A 21,045-nucleotide genomic window follows, 5' to 3' on the forward strand; every position below is an offset into this window, starting at 1 on the left:
GAGGGGGCCGGTTCACCGGCGGGCCGCCACCAGGCGGGCGACGCTGCGCAGGCGTACGGCGCCGTCCCGCTCGAACCGGCCCATCACCTCGGTGAGCGCGCCGACCAGCTCGCCGCTCTCGCCGTAGTTGAAGCGGATCGGGCCCCAGCCGGCGAAGAACTCCGCCGCGTCGCGCGCGTCCCGCCCCCAGATCTGCTCGGCGTCCACCAGGCGCGTGTGGACGTCCTTGAACCCGGCGCCCTCCAGCACCTCGTGGACGCGCTCGGGGTCGGCCAGCGACAGCGGCCCCCGGTGCCCGATCGGCGGTTCCGCTCGCGGCGGCAGCGCGCCGAACACCGTCCCGAGGTCGGCCGTCCCGGGCGGCGTCATCACGAGGAACGCCAGCCTGCCGCCGTCCCGCAGCGCCCGCCGGACGTTCCCGAACGCGGCGACCGGGTCGGCGAAGAACATGACCCCGAACCGGCTGATCGCCACGTCGAAGGCGCCGTCCCGGAACGGGTGGACCTGGGCGTCGCCCTGCTCGAACGCCACGTTCGCGACGTCCTCCGCCGCGGCGAGCGAGCGGGCGCGCGCGAGCATCGGCGCGGACAGGTCCACGCCCGTCGCGCCGCCGAGCCGCGCCCGCCGCGCAGCCAGCCGCGTGACCTGCCCGTTCCCGCACCCGACGTCGAGAACGCGATCGCGCGCCCCGACGGCCGCCGCGTCCAGCAGCACGTCGTTGAACCCGCCGTTGACCGCGTCGTACCGGTCGTAGTGCCCGGCCCAGTGCTCTCCCTCGTACCCGTTCCACGCCTCGGCCTGATGGGTGTTGACGATGTCCGCCATGCCGCCTCCTCGATATGAACCTACGTTCATGAACGTACGTTCACGCGTTGCCGCCCGTCAAGGCCGCCACGAAGGCCGTACCCGCCGGATCGGCCGTGCGCGGATGGAGGAGCTCGGTGCGGTGGACGATCCGGGGCGCGCGGACGGGCACCTCGGCCAGCCCGGGGTGCTCGGCGAGACCGGCGGGCAGGAGCGCCAGGCCGTGCCCTGCCGCGACCAGCGCGGCCACCAGCGCCACGTCACCGCCCGCGCAGGCGAGGGACGCGCGGAACCCGTCCCGCGTGCCCGTCGCCCGGCGCAGGGACGGCAAGGGAACGGCGGCGTCCGGGGCGTCGAGCCACAGTGCGTCCACGAGATCGTGCAGGTCGAGCCCGGTCCGGGACGCCAGCGGATGCGCGGCGGGAAGCGCGGCCACGAGCGGGCGCTCCGCCACCGCGACCGCGGTGACCGGGACGTCGGCGTCCAGCCGCAGCGGGTCGCTGGGCGCGGCGATGCCGTCCACGAGCCCGATGTCCAGGTCGCCGGTCGCGACGGCCGCGTCGATGCCGGCGCGCGGCAGGACGCGGACGGCGGCGTCCAGGCGGGGATGCGTCCGGCGGGCCTCGGCCAGCGCGTCCGCGACATGGACGGCGGCGAGCGGCGAGGCGCCGACGCGCAGGCGCGTGCGGGGCGCCGCGCTCAGCCGCGTGATCTCGGACCGCGCCGCCTGGAGCCGCAGCAGGATCGGCCCGGCGTGGTCGAGCAGCCGTGCCCCCGCCTCCGTCGTCCGTACGGGACGGCGATGCAGAAGCCGCACCTTGAGGTCGTTCTCCAGCGACGCGATCTGCTGGGAGACGGCGGCCTGCGTATACCCCAGTTCATCGGCGGCGGCCGAGAACGAGCCCGTCCGGACGACGGTGACGAACGTGCGCAACAGATGCGGATCCACGAAGGATAAGCATTGCTTATCGACGCATCGGAAACCATCGTTGGCCCTTAACCACGGGTCGAGCCAGGATCGATGGCATGACCTTCACCGCACGCATCGCTCTGGTAGGGGAGCGATCCCCCAACGTCCAGTCACATGTCCGGATACCCGGCCTGCTGAAGGCGCTCCGCGAACGGGACGGACTCCTCGTCGAGGCGTACTGGGTCCCGACCGGCGAAGTGGGGGACGGCCTGGCGGGCTTCGACGGGGCATGGCTGCTGCCGGGCAGCCCCTACGAGAGCGAGTCCGGCGCGGTGGCCGCCGTACGGTCCGCCAGAGAGCAGGGGATTCCCGTCCTCGGGACGTGCGGCGGGTTCCAGCACATGCTGCTGGAGTACGCGCGCCACGTCTGCGGCCTGAAGGAGGCCAAGCACGCCGAGAACGAGCCCGCCTGGGACGAGCCCGCCGGCGACGCGCTGATCATGCCGTTGGCCTGCTCACTGGCCGGGCACGAGGCGGAGGTCACCGTGACGCCCGGCTCGTTCGCCGAGCGCCTCATGGGCACCACGCGCAGCGTCGAGCGGTTCAACTGCGCCTTCGGCCCGAACCCGGCGTATCTCGACGTCCTCCAGCGGAACGGCCTGCGCTTCACCGGCCATGACGCCGATGGCCAGGTGCGCATCGCGGAACTCCCGGGGCATCCGTTCTACTTCGCCACGCTCTTCCAGCCGGAACTGGCCGGCGACGGCACCCGCCCCCATCCGGTCATCGCGGCCTTCGCCGCCGCAGTAGCAGAACGGAATGCTCTGTTCCGGTAGTATGGCCGCATGGAGACGACGGGGTCGCCGCCGAAGGGCGGGCGCAAGGCGCAGGCCGCGCGGAACGATGGGTTGATCCGGGAGGCGGCGCGGGCGGTGTTCACCGCCGATCCGGGCGCGCCGATCTCGGCGGTGGCCGAGCGCGCGGGTGTCGGGATCAGCGCGCTCTACCGCCGCTATGAGAGCAAGGAGGGCCTGCTCCAGAAGCTCGCCGACGAGGGGATGGACCGCTACCTCGCCGAGGTCGAGCGGGCGCTGGACGACGACGGCGACGCGTGGGAGGCGTTCGCCGGGTTCATGCGGCGCTGCCTCGATATCGGTGCGGGCTCGCTCACCATGCGGCTCGCGGGCGGCTTCCCCGTCACCGAGGACATGAGCCGCAAGGGCCGCGACCTCCACCGCGCCACGGAACGGCTGCTGGAGCGCACCCGGGCGGCGGGCGCGCTGCGCCCGGGGATCGAGGTCGGCGACATCTCGGTCGTCCTCGAGTACCTGCACGGCATCCGGATCGGCGACGACGAGCGGATGAACCGGCTGCGGCACCGCTATCTCGCCCTGATGCTGGACGCCCTGCACCTGGCCGACGAGGACGAGCCTCCGGGCCCGCCGCCCACCTGGCAGGAGATGCGAGGCCGCTATGAGGGTTAGCACGAGGGCGCTGAACCGGGCGCTGCTCGCTCGGCAGATGCTGCTGGAGCGGCACGACATGCCCGTCCTGGACGCCATCGAGCATCTGGTCGGCATGCAGTCGCAGGCGCCGAACCCGCCGCACGTCGGCCTGTGGAGCCGGCTCGCGGGCTTCGCGTTCGACGAGGTCGGCCCGCTGATGACCGAGCGCCGCGCGCTGCGGATCGTGCTGATGCGCGGGACGCTCCACCTGGTCAGCGCACGCGACGCCCGCGCGCTGCGCCCGCTCACCCAGCCGCTCCTCGACAACTACCTGAAGGGGCGGGCCCGCGACCTCGGCGGCATCGATCTCGACGCGATCACGGCGCACGCACGGGAGCTGCTGGAGGACGAGCCGCGCTCCGACAAGGAGCTCCGTGCCCTGCTGGCCGAGCGGTGGCCCGATCACGACGCCGAGCTGCTCGGCTGGGCGGTCCGGTGCCGGCTGCCGCTGGTGCAGGTACCGCCGCGCGGCATCTGGGGCGCCTCGGGGCTCGCCCGGCACACGACGCTCGACGCGTGGCTGGACGGGCACCCGGCGTCCGAGACCTCGCTGGACGAGGTGGTGCTGCGCTATCTGGCCGCGTTCGGGCCGGCGAGCGTCCGGGACGTCCAGCAGTGGTCGGGGCTGACGCGCCTCGGCGAGGTCGTCGAGCGGCTGCGGCCGGGGCTGCTGGAGTTCCGGGACGAGAACGGCCGCGTGCTCTACGACGTGCCGGACGCGCCGCGGCCCGGCCCGGACACGCCCGCGCCCGTCCGGTTCGTCCCGGACTTCGACAACCTGCTGCTGTCCCATGCCGACCGCACCCGGATCATCGGCGAGGAGCACCGCAAGCGCGTCTTCACCGTCAACGGCATCATCCGCGCGACGTTCCTCGTGGACGGCTTCGTGCACGGCATGTGGAAGATCGAAAAGAAGCGGGGCGAGGCGACGCTGCGCATCGACGCGTTCGAACCGATCCCGGAGCGGGAGCGCGCCGCGCTTGAGGAGGAGGGAATGCGGCTCCTGGCCGCCGCCCATCCCGCTGCCAAGTCGCACGCGGTCGAGTTCCTCTAGCCCGCGCAGGGCGCCTCGTGGTCGGGGTCCAGCGACGACAGGAGGGCGTGGAGCGTCTCGCGGAATCCGAGCACCTGCTCGCGCGTCAGCGGCTCGAACAGGTGGCGCCTGACCTCGGCGACATGGCCGGGAGCCGCCTCGCGCAGGACGGCGAAGCCCTCGTCGGTGAGCCGCGCGATCGTGGTGCGGCGGTCGTTGTCGTGCTTGCACCGGCTCACCCAGCCGGCCTCCTCCAGCCGGTTCACGGCGTGCGAGAGGCGGCTCGGGGACGAGTGGACGATCTCGGCGAGGGCGGTCATCGTCAGCGCGCGGCCGGGCGCCTCCGACAGCATCGCGAGGATCATGTAGTAGGCGTGCGGCATGCCGGAGTCGCGCTGCAACTGCCGGTCGAGGGCCTCGTTGAGCAGCCGCGACGTCCACAGGAAGGCACGCCAGGTCTCCTGCTCCTCGTCGTCCAGCCAGCGCGTCTCGGTCATGTCCCCAGTCTACCCAAAAGCTTGAACCCTCAAGACTTGAAGATTCAAGCACTTGCGGGCTATAGTTGAATTCTCAAATAAAGGGGGACGTCATGACCCGGATGCCCGTGCTCTACCTCAGCCACGGCGCGCCGCCGCTCGCCGACGACGCCTTGTGGACCGAGCAGCTCGCACGCTGGTCGGCCGACCTGCCGAAGCCCGAGGCGGTCCTCATGGTGTCGGCGCACTGGGAGGAGGCGCCGCTGAGTATCGGCGCCACCCGGCAGGTGCCGCTCGTGTACGACTTCTGGGGATTTCCCGAGCACTACTACCGCGTCCGGTACGACGCGCCTGGTGCCCCCGAGCTGGCCGCTGATGTGGGCAAACTCATCCCCGGCGTGCACCAGGACGAGACGCGGGGCCTGGACCACGGGGCTTACGTCCCGCTCGTGGAGATGTATCCGGACGCCGACGTCCCCGTGTTGCAGATGTCGATGCCGACGCTGGAGCCCGAGCGGCTCTTCGAGGTCGGGCGGAGCCTCGCGCCGCTGCGCGACCAGGGCGTCCTGATCATCGGGAGCGGTTTCACCACGCACAACCTGCGGGAGATGCGCCCCGAGCCGGACGCCGCGCCGCCCGCGTGGTCGGCGGAGTTCGACGAGTGGGCGGACCGCGCCGTGCGGGGCGGCGACATCGACGCCCTGCTCGACTTCCGCGCCAAGGCGCCCGCGGCGCGCATCGCGCACCCCCGGACGGAGCATTTCGCGCCGCTGTTCGTGGCGCTGGGAGCGGACGCCGACCGGCCGTCGGGCCGCCGGTCCGTGATCGACGGCTACTGGCTCGGGCTGGCGAAGCGCTCGTTCCAGTTCGGGTGAATTGTCACGTTCCGTCCGGCTAGCAGCCCGCGGCTCAGGAGGCCGAGGAGTCCATCTGGGCGAAACCGGTGCGCCACGAGGTGACCCGCGGCTTCCAGCCGAGGCCGAGCGCCTTCGCGTTGGACACCGGGCGGCCCTGCGCGGCGGCGTGCTTCCCGGCACTGCCCGGATGCGGGGCGCCGATGGCCGCGCTGTAGACGGGCAGCCAGTCCGCGGTGGTCGCGGGCTCGTCGTCCACGATGTTGACGGGCCCGGCAGGCCAGTCGAGCGCCGCGAGCGCCGCCGACGCGGCGTCCTCGGCGTGCACGAAGGACGTCCACGAGGGCGCCTGGCGAAGCGTGCCCGCGCGCACCCGCTCGGCGATCGCGCCGTCGGGGGCGTACCAGGTGCCGGGGCCGTAGAGCGCGCCGTACCGCAGCACCACCCCGCGCGGCATCTCGCCGACCGCGTCCTCCAGGGCGGCGACGCCCTCGTACGGAGGCAGTCCGGAGTCGAGCGGGTCGGTCTCGGCGGCCGGGGCGTCGCCCGGGACGTACAGCCACGCGATGCTCTGCGCGATCATCGTCTCGACGCCGGCGGCCTTCGCGGCGTCCACCAGGTTGCGGGTGCCGGTGATGCGCAGCTGCGAGTTGGCGTCGAAGTCCTCCGTGCTCAGATCGGTGAGCTGGTGGATCACGGCGTCCGGGCGCTGCGCGGCGACAGCGTCGCGCACCGCGGGGTCGTCGAACACGTCCACGATGACCGGCGCGGCGCCGAGATCGCGGAGCAGGCCGGCGCGTTCGGGCCGGCGCGTCGTCCCGGCGACCTCATGGCCCGCCTGGACGAGCAGCGGGATCAGCCGGCGACCGACGACTCCGGTCGCTCCGGCGAGGAGAATCTTCAAGGGGGTACCTCCGCGACTGTCACGCACGCCTTTGTGAGATCGTCTGTCAGCTTTGCGCCTGGCGTTCGGCATGGTAGCCCCCCTGCGTCCGGCCGGACGAAGTCGGACGAGCCGCACCGCCCCCGGAGCCTCGTCCGCCATGAGCGTACCGCCGGGAACCGCCCCAACGCGTTTCACGTCCGGCGCGGGCGAGAATTCATGTCATCTGACGGGCCCGGCCGACGCGGAGGAACGCGCATGAAGATCACCCTGGTTCATGGCGACATCACCGAGGAGGACGTCGACGCGGTCGTGAACGCGGCCAACTCGTCGCTGCTGGGCGGTGGCGGGGTGGACGGCGCGATCCACCGCAAGGGCGGCCCCGAGATCCTGGACGACTGCCGCCGGCTGCGCGCCGCCCAGTACGGGGGCGGCCTGCCGACCGGGCAGGCGGTCGCGACGACGGCCGGGCGGCTGCCCGCCCGCTGGGTGATCCACACCGTCGGCCCCGTGTACTCCTCCGCCGACGACCGCTCCGACCAGCTCGTCTCCTGCTACCGCGAGTCCCTCCGCGTCGCCGACGAGCTGGGCGCCGGCTCGATCGCGTTCCCGGCCGTGTCGGCGGGCATCTACGGCTGGCCCCTGGACGACGCCGCCCGCATCGCCGTCGGAACCGTGAGCTCCACGCCGACCCAGGTCGCCGATGCCCGCTTCGTCCTCTTCACGGAGGACGCCTACGCGGCCTTCGAACAGGCCGTGTCGACGCCCTAGCCGTCTTATGGCCGGGCCGCTCCGGCGGCGCTCCGCTCCGGCGGCGGTCAGTCCTCCTTCGGCGGAGGCACGACCAGAACCGGACGGTGCGCGTGGTGGAGGACGCGGGTCGAGACGCTGCCCAGGATGACCGACCGGGCGCCCGCGAGGCCGCGTGAACCCGTGACGATCAGGGACGCGTTCAGCTCGTCGGCGACGTCCACGATGGCGGCCCACACGGGCCCGCCGCCGCGCTCCGCCCGGACCGCCACGTCGGTCAGCCCGCCGGCGAGGGCGATGTCGGCGCCCTTCCGCGCGAGCTGCTCGGCCTGCTTCTCCTCCTCGTACTGGTCGTCGGCGGCGTCGGCCGCGACCGGCACGGCGGCGGCCAGCGGCGCCCAGCTGAGCTGGGTCAGCAGCGGCTCCCACACCGTCATGACCACGGTGGGCTCGGCCTTGAGGTGACGGGCGGCGTAGTCCACGGCGGCGCGGGAGTCGTCAGAACCGTCGAAGGCGATCAGAACTGTCATACCGGAGATCCTTCCAAGATCGCTCCCGGCCGAACCCGAACGTCCCGCGCAGTGGCCGATCTCTCAGCCCGGCTCCCTCAGGCCGACGCGGGGGCGCGGCCGGCGCCGGGCGGGCCGGCGAACGCCTGCGCGATGTCCAGCCAGCGGTCGGCGTCCGGGCCGGTCGCGACGAGGGCGAGGTCGGCGCGGTGGCGGCGCTGGGCGACGACGTGGCAGAAGTCGAGCGCCGGGCCGGTCACGGACTGGCGCGCGTCCGCCGCACCCCACGTCCACTCCTCCCCGCCGGGACCCGTGAGGACGACGCGGAACTCCTCCGCGGGCGGCTCCAGGCCCCGGGTGCGGAACGAGAAGTCGCGGGTCCGGACGCCGATGTGCGCGACGTGCCGGAGCCGGTGCGTGGGCTCGCGGCGCTCGCCGAGCGCGTCGGCGACGTCCTCGCCGTGCGCCCAGGTCTCCATCAGCCGCGCGGTCGCCAGCGTCGCGGCGCCCATCGGCGGCCCGAACCAGGGGAGCCGCGTGCCCGGCGGGACGGCGGCGAGCGCGTCCACCATGCGGCGGCGCCCGTCGCGCCAGCGGGCGAGGAGATCCGCCGGCGCCTCATCGGCGCCTTCCCGGGCGCCCGCTTCGACATAGCCGCCGGGGTCGGCCAGGGCCTGTTCGACGAGCTTGGCGAACGCGCCGGCGTCGGTGGCGGCGACGACGGCCTGCGCGTCCGTCCAGGCGAGGTGGGAGATCTGGTGCGCGATCGTCCAGCCCTCGGCCGGGGTCGGGTCCGCCCAGCGCCCGGCCGGGAGCGGCGCCACCAGGGCGTCGACGGAGTCGCCTTCGGCGGCGAGATCGGCGAGAAGAGAGTGCAAGTCCGGCATGGCGCCAGGATCGCCGGTCGCCGCGCCCCCGGTACAGGACCGGGGGCTACAAAACCGAACGGGATTCTTAGTCGAGGAGCGCGCGGGCGGCGGCGTAGTCGGCCTTGCCGTTGGGCAGCCGGAGGCCGCGGTCCGTCCGGACGAACGCCTTCGGGATCTTGTAGCGGGCCAGGTGGGCGGCGCAGCCCTCGCGCAGCTCGCCGTCGGACGGGCCGGCGGCGGGGCTCAGCACAGCGACGATCTCCGTCCCCCAGCGCTCGCTCGGACGGCCGACGACCAGCGCGTCCGCGACGCCCGGCAGGCCGCGCAGCACGGACTCGACCTCCTCCGCGAACACCTTCTCCCCGCCGGTGTTGATCGTCGTGGCCTCCCGCCCGTGGACCTCCACGGTGCCGTCCGCGAGCAGCCGCGCCCGGTCGCCCGCCACGACGAGCCGCTCGCCGTCCAGCGTCAGGAACGTGGCCGCGGTCTTCACCGGGTCGCCGAGGTAGCCGAGCGGGATCGAGCCGCCGCCCTTGGCCAGCCAGCCCATCTCGTCCTCGCCGGGCGCGAGCCGCCGGGACCGGTCGGCCGACAGCACCGCCGTGCCGGGCGCCGCCGCGAACGTCGTCGCCGACGAGCCGCTCCGCGTCACCTGGAAGCCGGACTCCGACGACCCGAGGACGTCCACGATCCGGGAATGGGGGAGCAGCTCCAGCATCCGCGCCTTCACGCCGGGGCTGATCGCGGCGGCGGAGTTCACGAACGAGCGGAGCGCGCCCAGATCGTGCGGGCGGGCCTCCAGCGCCTCGACGATCGGACGGGCGAACGCGTCCCCGACCAGCGGCATCCGGGTGACGCGCTCCCGCTCGGCGGTGGCCATCAAATCGGCGGCGTCCAGGCCGTCCACCCGGTCGGGGAACACCACGCACCCGCCGCCGCACCAGGCGCCGAGCGCCGACCACGTGCCAGCGCCGTGCATCATCGGCGGCCCGATCAGGACCCGGACCTCACCGCGCACCGCCCGCGCCACCGCCTCGTCCAGATCGGTGACGGGCGCCCCGTCGCGGCGCCGCAGGCCCAGCGGGCCGAGCATCAGGTCGCCGATCCGCCACAGCACGCCCTTCGGCAGGCCCGTCGTGCCGCCCGTGTAGAGGATGTGCAGGTCGTGCGCGCTCGGCTGCACCGGCAGCGGGCCGGAGGACGCCTTGGCGAGGGCGTCCTCGTAGTCCAGCGCGCCGGGCAGGAGGGCGGCGCCGGACTCGTCCGCCACCTGGAGGAGCAGCGGCGGCTCGGCGAGCCGCCCGGCGACGCGTCCGATCGCGTCCGCGAAGCGCGCGTGGTAGATCACGGCGGCCGGGCGGGCGTCGCCGAACAGGTGGGCGAGCTCGTCGTCCACGTACCGGTAGTTGACGTTGAACGGCGCGACCCGCGCCTGGTGGGCGGCGACCAGGCCCTCCAGGTACTCGGGGCCGTTGTGCAGGTAGAGCGCGAGATGGTCGTGCGGCGACTCCCACGGCTCGGACGCCGTGCCGCGCAGGCCGAGGCCGTGCCCGTGCAGGACGTTCGCGAGCCGCCGCGTCCGGTCGGCGAGCTCCGCCCAGGTCGTCCGGCGGTCGCGCCACACCAGGCACTCGCGGTCGGGGATCGCGGCGGCGATGGCCTCGTGCAGGGTCGCCAGGTCGAGCATCGGCACTCCTCGTGGGACGGCGTTCGGCAGCACCGTAACCGATGACTTACCGAATCTCGTTCAGTGGGGCGGCCGGACGCGCGGGGGATCGGGCGTACGGAGATCGGGTGTACGGGGCATAGCGGGCAAGAAGGAACAATTGCCGGGTGCCCCCAGCCCAGAAGCCGCGGGGGGAGGTCACCCGCGGCACCACCGCCCCCAACCGCCTGCGCCGCGTCGACCGCTGGATCGCCGCGACCCAGGCCCGGCCGCTGCGCATCGGCGGACGTCCGCTGGCCGTCGACCTCGGCTACGGCGCGTCCCCGGTCACCACCTTCGAGTTCTACTCCCGGCTGCGCGCCGTCTCCCCGCACCTGGAGGTCGTCGGCATCGAGATAGAGCCCGAGAGGGTCACCGCCGGCCTCACCCTCCTCGCCGCCCTGAGAGAACCCCCCGAACCACCGGACCCGCCCCCGCCGAAGCAGCCCGAAGCGCCGAAAGGAGCCGGAGCGGTGCCCACGCGGGACGCGAAAGGAGATCCGGGCCGCACCCGGGAGCCTTTCCCCCGGAAGGCTGCCCGCGGCCCCTATGACGGGTTGTCGTTCCGGCGTGGCGGGTTCGAGTTGCCGGTTCCCCGCCGGCCCGTGCTCGTCAGGGCGTTCAACGTGCTCCGGCAGTACGACGAGCCGGCTGCCTGGAGCGCATGGGACGATCTGCGCGCGCGCCTGGCGCCCACGGGCGTCCTCGTAGAAGGGACGTGCGACGAGATCGGGCGACGCGCGGTCTGGGTGACCCTCACCAAGGACGGCCCCCAGACCATCACCTTCGCGGCCCATCTGCGCTCGCTGGACCGTCCGTCCGCGCTGGCGGAGCGGCTCCCGAAGACCCTGATCCACCGGAACGTGCCGGGCGAACCCGTCCACGCGCTGCTGACCGCGTTCGACCGCTGCTGGGCGACGGCCGCGCCGCACTCGGCGTTCGGCCCCCGCGCGCGCTGGGTCGAGGCCGTGTCACTGTTGGCGCGGACCCACCCGGTTCTTACACGTCCTCCCTACGGGGGACGAAACCGATGGCGCCTCGGTGAGGTCACCCTCCCCTGGACGGCGGTCGCGCCCTACTCGCGGTGAAGCTTGTAGGGAGCGGCCTGCACGCGGGGCTGGACGTCGATCCGGTCGATGTTGACGTGCGGCGGACGGGTGACGGCCCACGCGACGCAGTCGGCGACGTCCTCGGCGACCAGCGGCTCCGGCACGCCCTCGTACGGCTTGGCGGCCCGCTCCTCGTCCCCGCGGAACCGGACCAGCGAGAACTCCTCCGTCTTCACCAGCCCCGGCGCGATCTCGGTGATCCGGACCGGCTCGGCGACCAGTTCCAGGCGCATCACGTCGTTCACCGCGTAGGCGGCGTGCTTGGCCGCGTTGTACCCGCCGCCGCCCTCGTACGCGACGTGCGCGGCGAGCGAGGTGATGTTCACCACATGGCCGACGCCGCTCTCGACCAGCTTCGGCAGGATCGCCTTGGTCACCCGCACGAGCCCCAGGACGTTCGTGTCGTACATCGTCCGCCAGTCGGCGAGGTCGGCGTTCGCGACGCTCTCCAGGCCGATCGCGCCGCCCGCGTTGTTGACCAGCACGTGGCAGGTGCCGACCGCCGCCGCGAGCGCGTCCACCGACTCCTGCGACGTCACGTCCAGCGTCACGGGCGCCACCCTGCCGGCGCCCGGCACCGACTCGGCGATCTCCTTGGCGAGGGCGTCGAGGCGGTCGCGGCGCCGCGCGGCGAGCACGACGTTGAACCCCTCCGCCGCCAGGCGCTTCGCCGTGGCCGCCCCGATCCCGCTGCTTGCTCCGGTCACTATCGCGGTCTTACGCATGCGTCCAGTGTCCCGGTGCGCGGGCGTGCCTTGGCAAGGCACCCGCGGGCGGGACGCCGGTGAGGTCGATCACTGTGGCGGGAAGTCACGATTGTCCCCCTTGCTGTGGGAACACCAAACACGGTCGATAGGTTGCACTACCGGAGGTGGTGTGCAGTGTCGCGTCGTATCAACCGGGTTGCGACGGTCAGTGTTCATACTTCCCCCCTCGACCAACCTGGTACCGGCGACGCGGGCGGCATGAACGTCTACATCGTCGAGGTGGCCAAGCGGCTGGCGGCGCGGGGTGTGGAAGTCGACATCTTCACCCGCGCGACATCGCGGGCCCTGCCACCGGTCGTCGAACTCGCCCCGGGCGTCCTCGTCCGCAACGTCGTCGCCGGGCCGTTCGAGGAACTGGACAAGACCGAGCTCCCCCGGCATCTCTGCGGCTTCACGTCCGGGGTGCTGCGCGTCGAGGCGTCCCACGACCCCGGCCACTACGACCTGCTGCACACGCACTACTGGCTGTCCGGGCAGGCCGGATGGGCCGTCAAGCAGCGGTGGGGCGTGCCGCTCGTCCACTCCATGCACACGATGGCGAAGGTCAAGAACGCGGCACTCGCCGACGACGACAAGCCGGAGCCGGCCGAGCGCGTCCTCGGCGAGGAGCAGGTCGTGGCCTCGTCCGACCACCTCGTCGCGAACACGTCCAAAGAGGCCCACGAACTCGTCGGCCTCTACGACGCCGACCCCGGGCGCGTCGCGACCGTCCCGCCCGGCGTCGACCTCTCCCTGTTCCGTCCCGAGTCGCCGATCCTGGCCCGCAGCACCGGGCTCCTCCCGCACCGCACCGGCCCCGCGCGCCGCCGCCTCGACTTGCCCCGCGACGCGTACGTGCTGCTGTTCGTCGGCCGCATCCAGCCGCTCAAAGCGCCGGACGTCCTGCTGCGCGCCGTCGCCCGCATGCTCGCGGACGACCCGGCGCTGCGCTCGAAGCTCGTCGTCGCGGTCGTCGGCGGCCCCTCCGGCTCCGGCCGCCGCCGCCCCACCGGGCTCCAGAACCTGGCCGCCGAGCTGGGCATCTCGGACGTCATGCGCTTCGAGCCGCCCAGCCCCCAGCACGAGCTGGCCGACTGGTACCGGGCCGCGGACGTCACCGTCATCCCGTCCCACAGCGAGTCGTTCGGGCTCGTCGCCGTCGAGTCCCAGGCGTGCGGGACGCCCGTCGTGGCCTCCCGCGTCGGCGGCCTCTGCACCGCCGTCGCGGACGGCGAGTCCGGCGTGCTGATCCCGGGCCACGACCCGGCCGACTACGCCGCCGTCCTGCGCCGCCTGCACGCCGAACCGGGCCTGCACGCCCGCCTCGCCCGCGGCGCCGTCCGACACGCGGCCGGCTTCGGCTGGGACGCCACCGTCGACCGCCTCCTCGACGTGTATACCGGTGCCATGTCGATTCCGGCCGTCCCCGTATCCGCGGAGGTCTCAGCGTGACCCCTGTCGAGACCATCCGCGAGACGCTGAAGGCGGCCGAACTGGAGTTCGACGAGCCGCGCGAGGACGCGTTCTTCGTCAAGCTCCCCGGGCAGCACAAGCTCGCCACCATGACGTGGCTGATCGTCGGCGACCACTCGCTGCACGTCGAGGCGTTCTTCTGCCGCCGCCCCGACGAGAACCACGCCGAGTTCTACCGGTTCCTGCTGGAGAAGAACGGCCGCATGTACGGGGTCGCCTTCGCCCTCGACGACGTCGGCGACGTCCACCTCGTCGGCAGGCTCCCCCTCTCCTCCATCTCGCCGGACGAGATCGACCGCATCCTCGGCTGCGTCCTCACCTACTCCGACGAGAACTTCGACAAGGCCCTCGAACGCGGGTTCAAGACGTCCATCCAGCGCGAATGGGACTGGCGGGTCAAGCGCGGCGAGAGCCTCGCCAACCTCCAGGCGTTCGCCTCCTTCGCGGACCCGGCCAACCGCGGGTGACCCGCGCGGGGCCGATAGGCTCTGGTGCCATGGCGACCTTGGTATTGCTCCGGCATGGCGAAAGCGTCTGGAACGCGGAAGGGCTGTTCACCGGCTGGGTGGACGTCGACCTGTCCACGAAGGGCGAGAGTGAGGCGACCCGCGGCGGCGACCTGCTGCTCGACGCCGACATCACCCCCGACGTGGTGCACACGTCCCTGCTGAAGCGGGCCATCCGCACCGCCAACATCGCCCTGGACGTCGCGGACCTGCTCTGGATCCCCGTTGAGCGCTCCTGGCGGCTGAACGAGCGCCACTACGGCGCCCTCCAGGGCAAGAACAAGGCGCAGACGCGCGAGGAGTTCGGCGAAGAGCAGTTCATGACCTGGCGCCGCTCCTACGACACCCCGCCGCCGCCCATCAAGGACGACGACCCCCTCTCGCAGGTCAACGACCTCCGCTACGCCGAGCTGCCGTCCGAGCTGATCCCGCGCTCGGAGTGCCTCGCCGACGTCGTCGACCGCATGCTGCCCTACTGGTACGACTCGATCGTCCCGGACCTCGCCGTCGGCAAGACCGTCCTGGTCGCCGCGCACGGCAACTCGCTCCGCGCCATGGTCAAGCACCTGGACGACATCTCCGACGAGCAGATCGTCGGCCTCAACATCCCGACCGGCATCCCGCTCGTCTACGAGCTGGACGACGACTTCGCCCCGCTGAAGCGCGGCGGCGAGTACCTCGACCCGGCCGCCGCCAAGGCCGCGATCGAGGCCGTCAAGAACCAGGGCGCCGCCAAGAAGGACGCCCCGAAGCCTCCCACGCCGCCCGCGAAGGACGCCAAGAAGGACAAGCCCCGCCGCGGCCGCAAGAAGTGACCGCCGAGGGGCCGCCCGGGTGGCGGCCCCTCACCCCGCGACCGCCGAGAAGATCCCGGCGCCGTCAGGACAGGTCGGTGATCTCCTCCGGGTGCTGGCCGGTCACCAGGTACACGACGTTCTCCGCCACGTGGACGGCGTGGTCGGCGAAGCGCTCGAAGTAGCGGCCGGCGAGCGTGATGTCGACGGCGGGCTCGACGCCGTGCCTCCACTTGGGCGACAGCAGGATGTCGAACAGGCGCCGGTGGAGCCGGTCCATCTGGTCGTCGTCGGCGTCCAGTTCGAGGCCCATCTCCACGTCCTGGGACGCGATCACGCTGCCCGTCTTCGCGATCATGCGCTCGGCGATCTGCCCCATCTCCAGGACGGTGGCCTGCAGTTCCGGCGGGACGGCCGACTCCGGGTGCCGGCGGCGGGCGGTCTTGGCGATGTGCACGGCGAGGTCGCCCATGCGCTCCAGGTCGCCGCTCATCCGCAGCGCGGTGATCAGTATGCGCAGGTCGCCGGCGACCGGCTGCTGCCGCGCCATCAGGTCGAAGACGGTCGCCTCGATGTCCGCGTCGATCTTGTTGACGTGCTCGTCACCGCTGATGACCTCCTCGGACAGCCGCAGGTCGGCGTCCAGCAGAGCGGTCACCGCGCGGGCCATCGCGGACCGGACGAGGCGGGTCATCTCCACCAGGCTGTCGGTGAGGGAGTCGAGCTCCTCGTGGTAGGCGTCGCGCACTTGGCATCCTTTGCGGGGAAACGGAACCGGAGGGACGGGGGAGGGGCGGACTCGCCCACGTCACAGCCTGCCCCGCCGCCGTGAACGGCCCCGGAGGGGAAGGTGAACTTTCGGCTAACGGGGCGTCCTGACCAGGGCCGCCGGGAAGGGCAGCCCGGAACGCCGCTTACGATCCGAGGTGTGGAGGTCGAGATTGTGGCGAGCCTTGCCGGGCTCGCCGGGCTCGTGATCGGGCTCACGACTGGATTGGCGGTGCGCGTGAGCGAGCGAGCGCAGCGAACCCCGGCGCCGGCGGCCCCCGTGGGGACGCTCCCGCCGGGCGTCGCCTCGGTGCTGAGCGTCCTGCGGTCGTCGGCCGTCGTCGTGGACGGCGCGGACCGGGTGCTGCGCGCCAGCTCCGCCGCGCGGGCGTACGGCCTGGTCAGCGGCGACCGGCTCGTCGTGGACGAGGTCCTCGCGATGACCCGGCTCGTCCGCCGGGACGGGGAGATCCGGGAGACCGAGATCCAGGTCGGGCCGATGAGCGTGCGGAGCCGCGCGGACGGCCGCTGGTTCGCGGTCCGGGTCGCGCCGCTCGGCTCGCACGGGCTCGTCCTCGTGCTGGCCGAGGACCTCACCGACATGCACCGCACCGAGGCGATCCGCCGAGACTTCGTGGCGAACGTCAGCCACGAGCTGAAGACCCCGGTCGGCGCCCTGTCGCTGCTGGCCGAGACCGTCGAGGGCGCCGCCGACGACCCCGAGGCCGTCCGCCGGTTCGCCGGGCGGATGCAGTACGAGTCGGTGCGGCTCAACAACCTCGTCCAGGACCTGATGACGCTGTCGCGGGTCCAGGGGCAGGAGCCGCTGCCCGACATGAAGGCCGTCGCCCTGGACGAGGTCATGGCGGAGGCGTTCGAGCGCTGCCAGTTCAAGGCGTCCGCGAAGGACATAGAGCTGGCGTCCGGCGGCGAGGCGGACCTGCGGGTCCGCGCCGACCAGGAGCTGCTCGTCACCGCGCTGCGCAACCTCGTCGACAACGCCGTCGCCTACAGCCCCGAACGCACCCGGGTCGTGGTGTCGACCCGGCGGTGCGACGACCGGCACGTCGAGATCAACGTGTCCGACCAGGGCATCGGCATCCCGGGTACCGAGATAGGCCGGATCTTCGAACGCTTCTACCGGGTCGACCCGGCCCGCTCCCGCCGGACCGGAGGCACCGGGCTCGGCCTCGCCATCGTCAAGCACGTCACCGGCAAGCACGGCGGCGACGTGACGGTGTGGAGCAAGGAGGGGCACGGGTCGACGTTCACGATCCGGCTCCCGCTGCTCGACGCCCCGTCCCGTCCCGCCGCCGAGACCGCGGCGCAAGCCCCGCCGAACACCGCCCAGGAGGCAGATCAGTGACCCGCGTGCTCGTCGTGGAAGACGAGGAGTCGTTCAGCGACGCGCTGTCGTACAACCTGCGCAAGGAGGGCTTCGAGGTGGCGGTCGCCGCCACCGGCCCCGACGCGCTGGACATCTTCGAGCGCAACGGCGCCGACCTCGTGCTGCTCGACCTGATGCTGCCGGGGCTGCCCGGCACCGAGGTGTGCCGGGAGCTGCGCGCGCGCTCCAGCGTCCCGGTGATCATGCTGACCGCGAAGGACAGCGAGGTCGACAAGGTCGTCGGGCTGGAGCTCGGCGCCGACGACTACGTCACCAAGCCGTTCTCCACCCGCGAGCTGATCGCCCGGATGCGGGCCGTCCTGCGCCGCCAGGGCGAGGTGGACGAGCCGGTCGCCGCGACGCTGGAGGCCGGACCGGTCCGGATGGACGTGGAACGGCACGTCGTCAGCGTCGGCGGCGAGCCCGTCCAGCTGCCGCTGAAGGAGTTCGAGCTGCTGGAGGTGCTGCTGCGCAACGCCGGCCGCGTCCTGACCCGGATGCAGCTCATCGACCGCGTGTGGGGCGCCGACTACGTGGGCGACACGAAGACGCTGGACGTCCACATCAAACGGCTCCGCGCCAAGATCGAGGAGACCCCGTCCACGCCGCGGTACATCGTGACCGTGCGGGGGCTGGGCTACAAGTTCGAGCCCTGACCGGCATGAAGAACGGCCCGTCCCGGGGTGGGACGGGCCGTTCTCGATGTGCGGACGGGTCAGTGACCGGCGGCGGCCGGCGTCACGCGCCGGGCGTCTTCGAGGCGCCCGGAGTCGGCTCACCGGACGCGCCGGGGCTCGGGCTGCCCGACGGGCTCGTCGTCCCCGGCGACGGAGTGCCGGACGCCTGGCCGGACGGGGAGGCGAGCGGGTAGGTGAGGTAGTCCTGCTGGTGCGGCACGATCGGCACCTGGAACTCGACGGCGCCGGCCTTCTCGAACTGCATCCGCACCGGGACCGTCGACCCCGGCTCCAGCTGCGCCTGGGTGAGGCCGGTGAGCACGACGAGCGGCTGGTCACCCGGGCCGGGGGTCACCGTGGGGCTGCTCTGCGGCGACCCGGTCGTGTTCTGCGACGTCGGCGTGGTGGACGTGTTCGGCGTGCTGCCCGCCCCGGCGGTCGGCTCCGGGCTCGCGCCGCCCGACGCCCGCCCGGACGGCGTGGCCGAGGGGCTCGCCGCCGGCGGCTTGCCGAGCAGCTTGACCATGCTGCCCGTCCCGTCCGCCGCGGCGGGCGGCAGCGTGAGGGAGCCGCCCGCGATCTTCGCCCCGCCGAAGGCCGGCGAGCTGACCGAGACCAGCCGGTCCTGCCTGCCCTGCACCTGGTTGATCAGCACGCCGTAGAGCGGCATGTCGCCGCCCGGCTTGATCGCCTCGCCGGAGGCCGGCCCCAGCAGGAACATGTTGCGCAGGTCGATCTGCGACGACGTCGGCTTGTCCTTCGGGACCGTCACGTTGACGCCCTCGGACAGGCGGGTCGGGAAGGCGGACTGGGGAGTCTCGCCGGCGCCGCAGCCGGAGATCACCGGCGCGATCGCGACGGCGCCCGCGACGGCGAGCACGACCACTCGACGGCTGTTTCGGATCACGGCGTCGGTCTCCTCGCGAAGTGTCATCAAAGTTGTGAGAGCGGCGTGAGATACGCCAGGGGAAGCGTAGCGAGACCCTGCCGCGGACCCCTCTCCGGGGTGGCCGACACGCCTGCGCATGGCGCGAACAATGCTCGGAAACGGACGGAACATGCGTTCCGGACACCACCATCCGGGCGGTCGGCCCTCTCCGCGGGGCCCGTTCCGGCGGTCGGCCCGTTCCGGCGGTCAGCCCGTTCCGAGGGCCTCGACCCGGCCGGTGAGCCCGGGCCCAGGCCTGGGCGCGTGGACGATCTCGGTGACGATGCCGTCCGGCTGCACGAACACGGCGGTGAGGCCGGTGCCGGCCGGGCCGGGCGTGCCCGGTCCGGGGGCGTAGGCGGTGGCGAGGACGCCGTTCCGGTCTTCGAGGAGCAGCGGCGTCCCGCCGTGGGCGGTGCCCGCGCACGCCCGCAGCTCCTTCATCGGCGTCGCCTTCCTGTCCCCGGCCGGACGCGGGTCGGCGACGAGCCAGAAGTTCAGCTGGTACTGCCGCGTCTTGTCCGCGAGATCCGCCACCACGGTCTCGCACTCGTACGCCGGCGGGACGATGCCGATCACGCCGGGACGCAGGTTCCGCAGCGGGGTGGGGGTGCGGCCTTCCGCGACGGTGTCGATCTCCCGGTCCGGCAGCAGGCCGCCGACCTTGCCGGGACTGGCGGACGGGCGGGGCGCGAGCTGCGCGCCCGTCGGGCGGGGCACGGGACGCGGGCCGAACGCGGTCATGAGCACGCCGCTCAGCAGCGCGACCAGCAGCGCGCCCGCGATGATCGGGATCGCGACGCCGAACCGGGTCACCGGGCGGACGAGGCGCCGGACGCGGGCGTGCCGCCGCCTGCGCCGCTCCTCGCGGTAGTAGGCGGCCATGTCGCGCTCGAGCTCGCGGGCGTCATCGGGCACGACGACGTCGATGTGCGGAAGCCCGTAGTCGTCGGGCTCCGGGTCACCGCCGTCCGGCCTCACGCCGCACCTCCCCTCGCCCATCGCGTTCCCGCGCGCCGCGGTCCTATTCGGGGTCTTCCGGGCGCTTCGTACCCGCGCCGCGCGGCATGCTCACCTCCAGTATGGAACGCATCCGCACGGCTGGCGGGACGGATGCTTGTAACGGGGCTCCGCTTACCGGTAATGGCGCTCGGATGGGGTCGCGGTGATCTACCGGCTACACTGAGTACGGGGAACTGGACGCCGATGCACCAATAAAGGTCTTTGTCAATACCCCAATATGCGGCTTGACCTGCGCATTTGTCGGTAAGGCCGGTTCAGGCACACGCGTTTCCGTGCTATCCTGGTCCTAGCGGAAGGGGTACTTGTCACATGACTTTCCAGGTCGGCGACACCGTCGTCTACCCCCACCATGGGGCTGCTCGGATCGAGGCCATCGAGACTCGCACCATCAAGGGTGAGGACAGGACCTATCTGGTTCTGAAGGTTGACAAGGGCGACCTGACAGTGCGGGTCCCGGTTGAGAACGTCGAGGACGTGGGCGTCCGGGACGTCGTCGGCCAGGAGGGGCTTGAGAAGGTGTTCGAGGTGCTGCGCGCACCCTACACCGAAGAGCCCACCAACTGGTCGCGCCGGTACAAGGCGAACCTTGAGAAGCTCGCGTCCGGCGACGTCAACAAGGTCGCCGAGGTCGTTCGCGACCTTTGGAGGCGCGACAGGGAGCGCGGTCTGTCCGCCGGTGAGAAGCGGATGCTCGCCAAGGCGCGGCAGATCCTGGTCAGCGAGCTCGCGCTCGCCGAGAAGACCAACGAGGACAAGGCAGAGGCCCTGCTCGACGAGGTTCTGGCCAGCTGAACGGCCGGGCCGAGTTGACCGAGCGGTTTCCACGGGTGGGCGTCGGTACCGACGTCCACCCGTTCTCGTCCGTCCCGCGCCCCCTGAAGGTCGCGGGCCTCGAATGGCGGGGCGAAGGCCACGGCCTCGCCGGCCACTCCGACGGTGACGTCGCCGCGCACGCCGCCTGCGACGCCCTCCTGTCCGCCTGCGGTCTCGGCGACCTCGGCGCCGTCTTCGGCACCGCCGACCCCCGCTGGTCCGGCGCGTCCGGCGCCGACCTGCTCCAGGAGGTCGCCCGCCGCGTCACCGACGCGGGCTTCACCATCGGCAACGTCGCCATCCAGATCATCGGCAACCGCCCCAAGATCGGCAAACGCCGCGCGGAAGCCGAGAAGACCCTCACCGAGGCCCTGGCCGGCGCCCCGGTGACCATCTCGGCCACCACCACGGACGGTTTGGGCCTCACCGGCCGAGGCGAAGGACTGGCCGCCATAGCCACCGCCCTCGTCCTCCCCCCGGCCTAACCCCGCGCAGCACCATCGTCAAGCCCCCCGCCCCCGCA

24 protein-coding genes are annotated in these 21,045 nt (G+C 72.7%); 13 read left to right on the forward strand and 11 right to left on the reverse strand.

Translation table 11 applies throughout. The features are described from left to right. Positions 1-12 precede the first annotated feature (12 nt). Entirely contained in the window at positions 13-825 is an 813-nt protein-coding gene (locus tag AL2_RS15730) for a class I SAM-dependent methyltransferase (RefSeq protein ID WP_067634517.1), read from the reverse strand. Positions 826-865: 40 nt separating this feature from the next. Continuing rightward, entirely contained in the window at positions 866-1,753 is an 888-nt protein-coding gene (locus AL2_RS15735; RefSeq protein ID WP_067634519.1) for a LysR family transcriptional regulator, read from the reverse strand. Between the two features lie 77 nt (positions 1,754-1,830). Between AL2_RS15735 and AL2_RS15740 the strand changes: the two genes are divergently transcribed. From AL2_RS15740 to AL2_RS15750, 3 genes are read left to right on the forward strand one after another with little or no spacing between them, the layout of a single operon-like run. Then, positions 1,831-2,550 (forward strand): CTP synthase C-terminal region-related (seleno)protein, encoded by a 720-nt coding sequence (locus AL2_RS15740; RefSeq protein ID WP_067634521.1) that lies wholly within the window; start codon positions 1,831-1,833, stop codon positions 2,548-2,550. Between the two features lie 9 nt (positions 2,551-2,559). Continuing rightward, the gene (locus AL2_RS15745; RefSeq protein WP_067634523.1) at positions 2,560-3,198 is read left to right on the forward strand and encodes a TetR/AcrR family transcriptional regulator; all 639 of its coding nucleotides are present in this window, start codon (positions 2,560-2,562) and stop codon (positions 3,196-3,198) included. After that, positions 3,188-4,273 carry a winged helix DNA-binding domain-containing protein gene (locus AL2_RS15750; RefSeq protein WP_067634525.1) on the forward strand — a complete coding sequence of 362 codons (1,086 nt, stop codon included), beginning with the start codon at positions 3,188-3,190 and terminating at the stop codon, positions 4,271-4,273. The genes AL2_RS15745 and AL2_RS15750 overlap by 11 nt, the downstream gene beginning before the upstream one ends. Here the strand turns inward: AL2_RS15750 and AL2_RS15755 are convergent. Continuing rightward, on the reverse strand, positions 4,270-4,749 hold the full coding sequence (locus AL2_RS15755) for a MarR family winged helix-turn-helix transcriptional regulator (RefSeq protein WP_067634527.1): 480 nt from the start codon (positions 4,747-4,749) through the stop codon (positions 4,270-4,272). The two genes, AL2_RS15750 and AL2_RS15755, sit on opposite strands and share 4 nt — an antisense overlap. Before the next feature lie 92 nt (positions 4,750-4,841). On the opposite strand from AL2_RS15755, the gene AL2_RS15760 reads away from it, so the two are divergent. Then, positions 4,842-5,603, forward strand: coding sequence for a dioxygenase family protein (locus AL2_RS15760; protein WP_067634529.1), 762 nt, complete (start codon positions 4,842-4,844; stop codon positions 5,601-5,603). Between the two features lie 34 nt (positions 5,604-5,637). Here AL2_RS15760 and AL2_RS15765 read toward each other — a convergent pair whose 3' ends face one another. Beyond that, positions 5,638-6,486 (reverse strand): NAD-dependent epimerase/dehydratase family protein, encoded by an 849-nt coding sequence (locus tag AL2_RS15765; protein WP_067634531.1) that lies wholly within the window; start codon positions 6,484-6,486, stop codon positions 5,638-5,640. A gap of 237 nt (positions 6,487-6,723) precedes the next feature. Here AL2_RS15765 and AL2_RS15770 point away from each other — a divergent pair, with 237 nt between their 5' ends. Beyond that, complete coding sequence (locus AL2_RS15770) at positions 6,724-7,236, forward strand: O-acetyl-ADP-ribose deacetylase (RefSeq protein ID WP_067634533.1); 513 nt, start codon at positions 6,724-6,726, stop codon at positions 7,234-7,236. A gap of 47 nt (positions 7,237-7,283) precedes the next feature. On the opposite strand, the gene AL2_RS15775 is transcribed toward AL2_RS15770, so the two are convergent. From AL2_RS15775 to AL2_RS15785, 3 genes are all read right to left on the reverse strand, one after another. Then, positions 7,284-7,745 carry a universal stress protein gene (locus tag AL2_RS15775; protein WP_067634535.1) on the reverse strand — a complete coding sequence of 154 codons (462 nt, stop codon included), beginning with the start codon at positions 7,743-7,745 and terminating at the stop codon, positions 7,284-7,286. A gap of 77 nt (positions 7,746-7,822) precedes the next feature. Next, positions 7,823-8,611: a TIGR03084 family metal-binding protein gene (locus AL2_RS15780; protein ID WP_067634537.1), complete on the reverse strand. Its 789-nt coding sequence runs from the start codon at positions 8,609-8,611 to the stop codon at positions 7,823-7,825. A 67-nt stretch (positions 8,612-8,678) separates the two neighbouring features. Beyond that, positions 8,679-10,280, reverse strand: a complete 1,602-nt coding sequence (locus AL2_RS15785) for an AMP-binding protein (RefSeq protein WP_067634539.1) — start codon at positions 10,278-10,280, stop codon at positions 8,679-8,681. Positions 10,281-10,426: 146 nt separating this feature from the next. Here AL2_RS15785 and AL2_RS39170 point away from each other — a divergent pair, with 146 nt between their 5' ends. Then, positions 10,427-11,386 carry a class I SAM-dependent methyltransferase gene (locus AL2_RS39170; protein ID WP_245666676.1) on the forward strand — a complete coding sequence of 320 codons (960 nt, stop codon included), beginning with the start codon at positions 10,427-10,429 and terminating at the stop codon, positions 11,384-11,386. On the opposite strand, the gene AL2_RS15795 is transcribed toward AL2_RS39170, so the two are convergent. Further along, the gene (locus AL2_RS15795; RefSeq protein ID WP_067634541.1) at positions 11,374-12,132 is read right to left on the reverse strand and encodes an SDR family NAD(P)-dependent oxidoreductase; all 759 of its coding nucleotides are present in this window, start codon (positions 12,130-12,132) and stop codon (positions 11,374-11,376) included. The two genes, AL2_RS39170 and AL2_RS15795, sit on opposite strands and share 13 nt — an antisense overlap. 156 nt (positions 12,133-12,288) lie before the next feature. Between AL2_RS15795 and mshA the strand changes: the two genes are divergently transcribed. Genes mshA through AL2_RS15810 form a run of 3 tightly spaced genes read left to right on the forward strand, consistent with a single transcriptional unit; the run spans position 12,289 to position 14,947 of the window. Beyond that, positions 12,289-13,605: a D-inositol-3-phosphate glycosyltransferase gene (mshA, locus tag AL2_RS15800; protein WP_067634543.1), complete on the forward strand. Its 1,317-nt coding sequence runs from the start codon at positions 12,289-12,291 to the stop codon at positions 13,603-13,605. Beyond that, positions 13,602-14,093 (forward strand): type III secretion system chaperone family protein, encoded by a 492-nt coding sequence (locus AL2_RS15805; protein ID WP_083946554.1) that lies wholly within the window; start codon positions 13,602-13,604, stop codon positions 14,091-14,093. Before mshA ends, AL2_RS15805 begins: the two co-directional genes overlap by 4 nt. 29 nt (positions 14,094-14,122) lie before the next feature. Continuing rightward, on the forward strand, positions 14,123-14,947 hold the full coding sequence (locus AL2_RS15810; RefSeq protein ID WP_083946555.1) for a phosphoglyceromutase: 825 nt from the start codon (positions 14,123-14,125) through the stop codon (positions 14,945-14,947). 64 nt (positions 14,948-15,011) lie between these two features. On the opposite strand, the gene phoU is transcribed toward AL2_RS15810, so the two are convergent. Beyond that, on the reverse strand, positions 15,012-15,674 hold the full coding sequence (gene phoU, locus AL2_RS15815; RefSeq protein WP_067634545.1) for a phosphate signaling complex protein PhoU: 663 nt from the start codon (positions 15,672-15,674) through the stop codon (positions 15,012-15,014). 180 nt (positions 15,675-15,854) lie between these two features. Here phoU and AL2_RS15820 point away from each other — a divergent pair, with 180 nt between their 5' ends. Then, positions 15,855-17,060, forward strand: a complete 1,206-nt coding sequence (locus AL2_RS15820; protein WP_067634547.1) for a sensor histidine kinase — start codon at positions 15,855-15,857, stop codon at positions 17,058-17,060. Between the two features lie 5 nt (positions 17,061-17,065). Next, complete coding sequence (locus AL2_RS15825) at positions 17,066-17,737, forward strand: winged helix-turn-helix domain-containing protein (protein ID WP_501162030.1); 672 nt, start codon at positions 17,066-17,068, stop codon at positions 17,735-17,737. Between the two features lie 82 nt (positions 17,738-17,819). Here AL2_RS15825 and AL2_RS15830 read toward each other — a convergent pair whose 3' ends face one another. Together AL2_RS15830 and AL2_RS15835 are read right to left on the reverse strand one after the other, a co-directional pair. Then, the gene (locus tag AL2_RS15830; protein WP_157438180.1) at positions 17,820-18,665 is read right to left on the reverse strand and encodes a hypothetical protein; all 846 of its coding nucleotides are present in this window, start codon (positions 18,663-18,665) and stop codon (positions 17,820-17,822) included. A 228-nt stretch (positions 18,666-18,893) separates the two neighbouring features. After that, entirely contained in the window at positions 18,894-19,667 is a 774-nt protein-coding gene (locus AL2_RS15835) for a hypothetical protein (protein WP_067634553.1), read from the reverse strand. Between the two features lie 351 nt (positions 19,668-20,018). Here AL2_RS15835 and AL2_RS15840 point away from each other — a divergent pair, with 351 nt between their 5' ends. Together AL2_RS15840 and ispF are read left to right on the forward strand one after the other, a co-directional pair. Further along, positions 20,019-20,501 (forward strand): CarD family transcriptional regulator, encoded by a 483-nt coding sequence (locus AL2_RS15840; RefSeq protein ID WP_067634555.1) that lies wholly within the window; start codon positions 20,019-20,021, stop codon positions 20,499-20,501. Between the two features lie 35 nt (positions 20,502-20,536). Continuing rightward, positions 20,537-21,007, forward strand: a complete 471-nt coding sequence (gene ispF / locus AL2_RS15845) for a 2-C-methyl-D-erythritol 2,4-cyclodiphosphate synthase (RefSeq protein ID WP_067634557.1) — start codon at positions 20,537-20,539, stop codon at positions 21,005-21,007. Positions 21,008-21,045 lie beyond the last annotated feature (38 nt).

The sequence above is a fragment of the Actinomadura latina NBRC 106108 genome (assembly GCF_001552195.1).
GTDB lineage: Bacteria > Actinomycetota > Actinomycetes > Streptosporangiales > Streptosporangiaceae > Spirillospora > Spirillospora latina.

Coding starts and splice junctions, on each gene's coding strand:
- AL2_RS15810 (WP_083946555.1), top strand. CDS start 14,123: ATGGCGACCTTGGTATTGCTCCGGCATGGCGAAAGCGTCTGGAACGCG.
- AL2_RS15750 (WP_067634525.1), top strand. CDS start 3,188: ATGAGGGTTAGCACGAGGGCGCTGAACCGGGCGCTGCTCGCTCGGCAG.
- AL2_RS15730 (WP_067634517.1), bottom strand. CDS start 825: ATGGCGGACATCGTCAACACCCATCAGGCCGAGGCGTGGAACGGGTAC.
- AL2_RS15840 (WP_067634555.1), top strand. CDS start 20,019: ATGACTTTCCAGGTCGGCGACACCGTCGTCTACCCCCACCATGGGGCT.
- AL2_RS15760 (WP_067634529.1), top strand. CDS start 4,842: ATGACCCGGATGCCCGTGCTCTACCTCAGCCACGGCGCGCCGCCGCTC.
- AL2_RS15795 (WP_067634541.1), bottom strand. CDS start 12,132: ATGCGTAAGACCGCGATAGTGACCGGAGCAAGCAGCGGGATCGGGGCG.
- AL2_RS15740 (WP_067634521.1), top strand. CDS start 1,831: ATGACCTTCACCGCACGCATCGCTCTGGTAGGGGAGCGATCCCCCAAC.
- AL2_RS15780 (WP_067634537.1), bottom strand. CDS start 8,611: ATGCCGGACTTGCACTCTCTTCTCGCCGATCTCGCCGCCGAAGGCGAC.
- AL2_RS15775 (WP_067634535.1), bottom strand. CDS start 7,745: ATGACAGTTCTGATCGCCTTCGACGGTTCTGACGACTCCCGCGCCGCC.
- AL2_RS15755 (WP_067634527.1), bottom strand. CDS start 4,749: ATGACCGAGACGCGCTGGCTGGACGACGAGGAGCAGGAGACCTGGCGT.
- AL2_RS15770 (WP_067634533.1), top strand. CDS start 6,724: ATGAAGATCACCCTGGTTCATGGCGACATCACCGAGGAGGACGTCGAC.
- AL2_RS15745 (WP_067634523.1), top strand. CDS start 2,560: ATGGAGACGACGGGGTCGCCGCCGAAGGGCGGGCGCAAGGCGCAGGCC.
- AL2_RS15785 (WP_067634539.1), bottom strand. CDS start 10,280: ATGCTCGACCTGGCGACCCTGCACGAGGCCATCGCCGCCGCGATCCCC.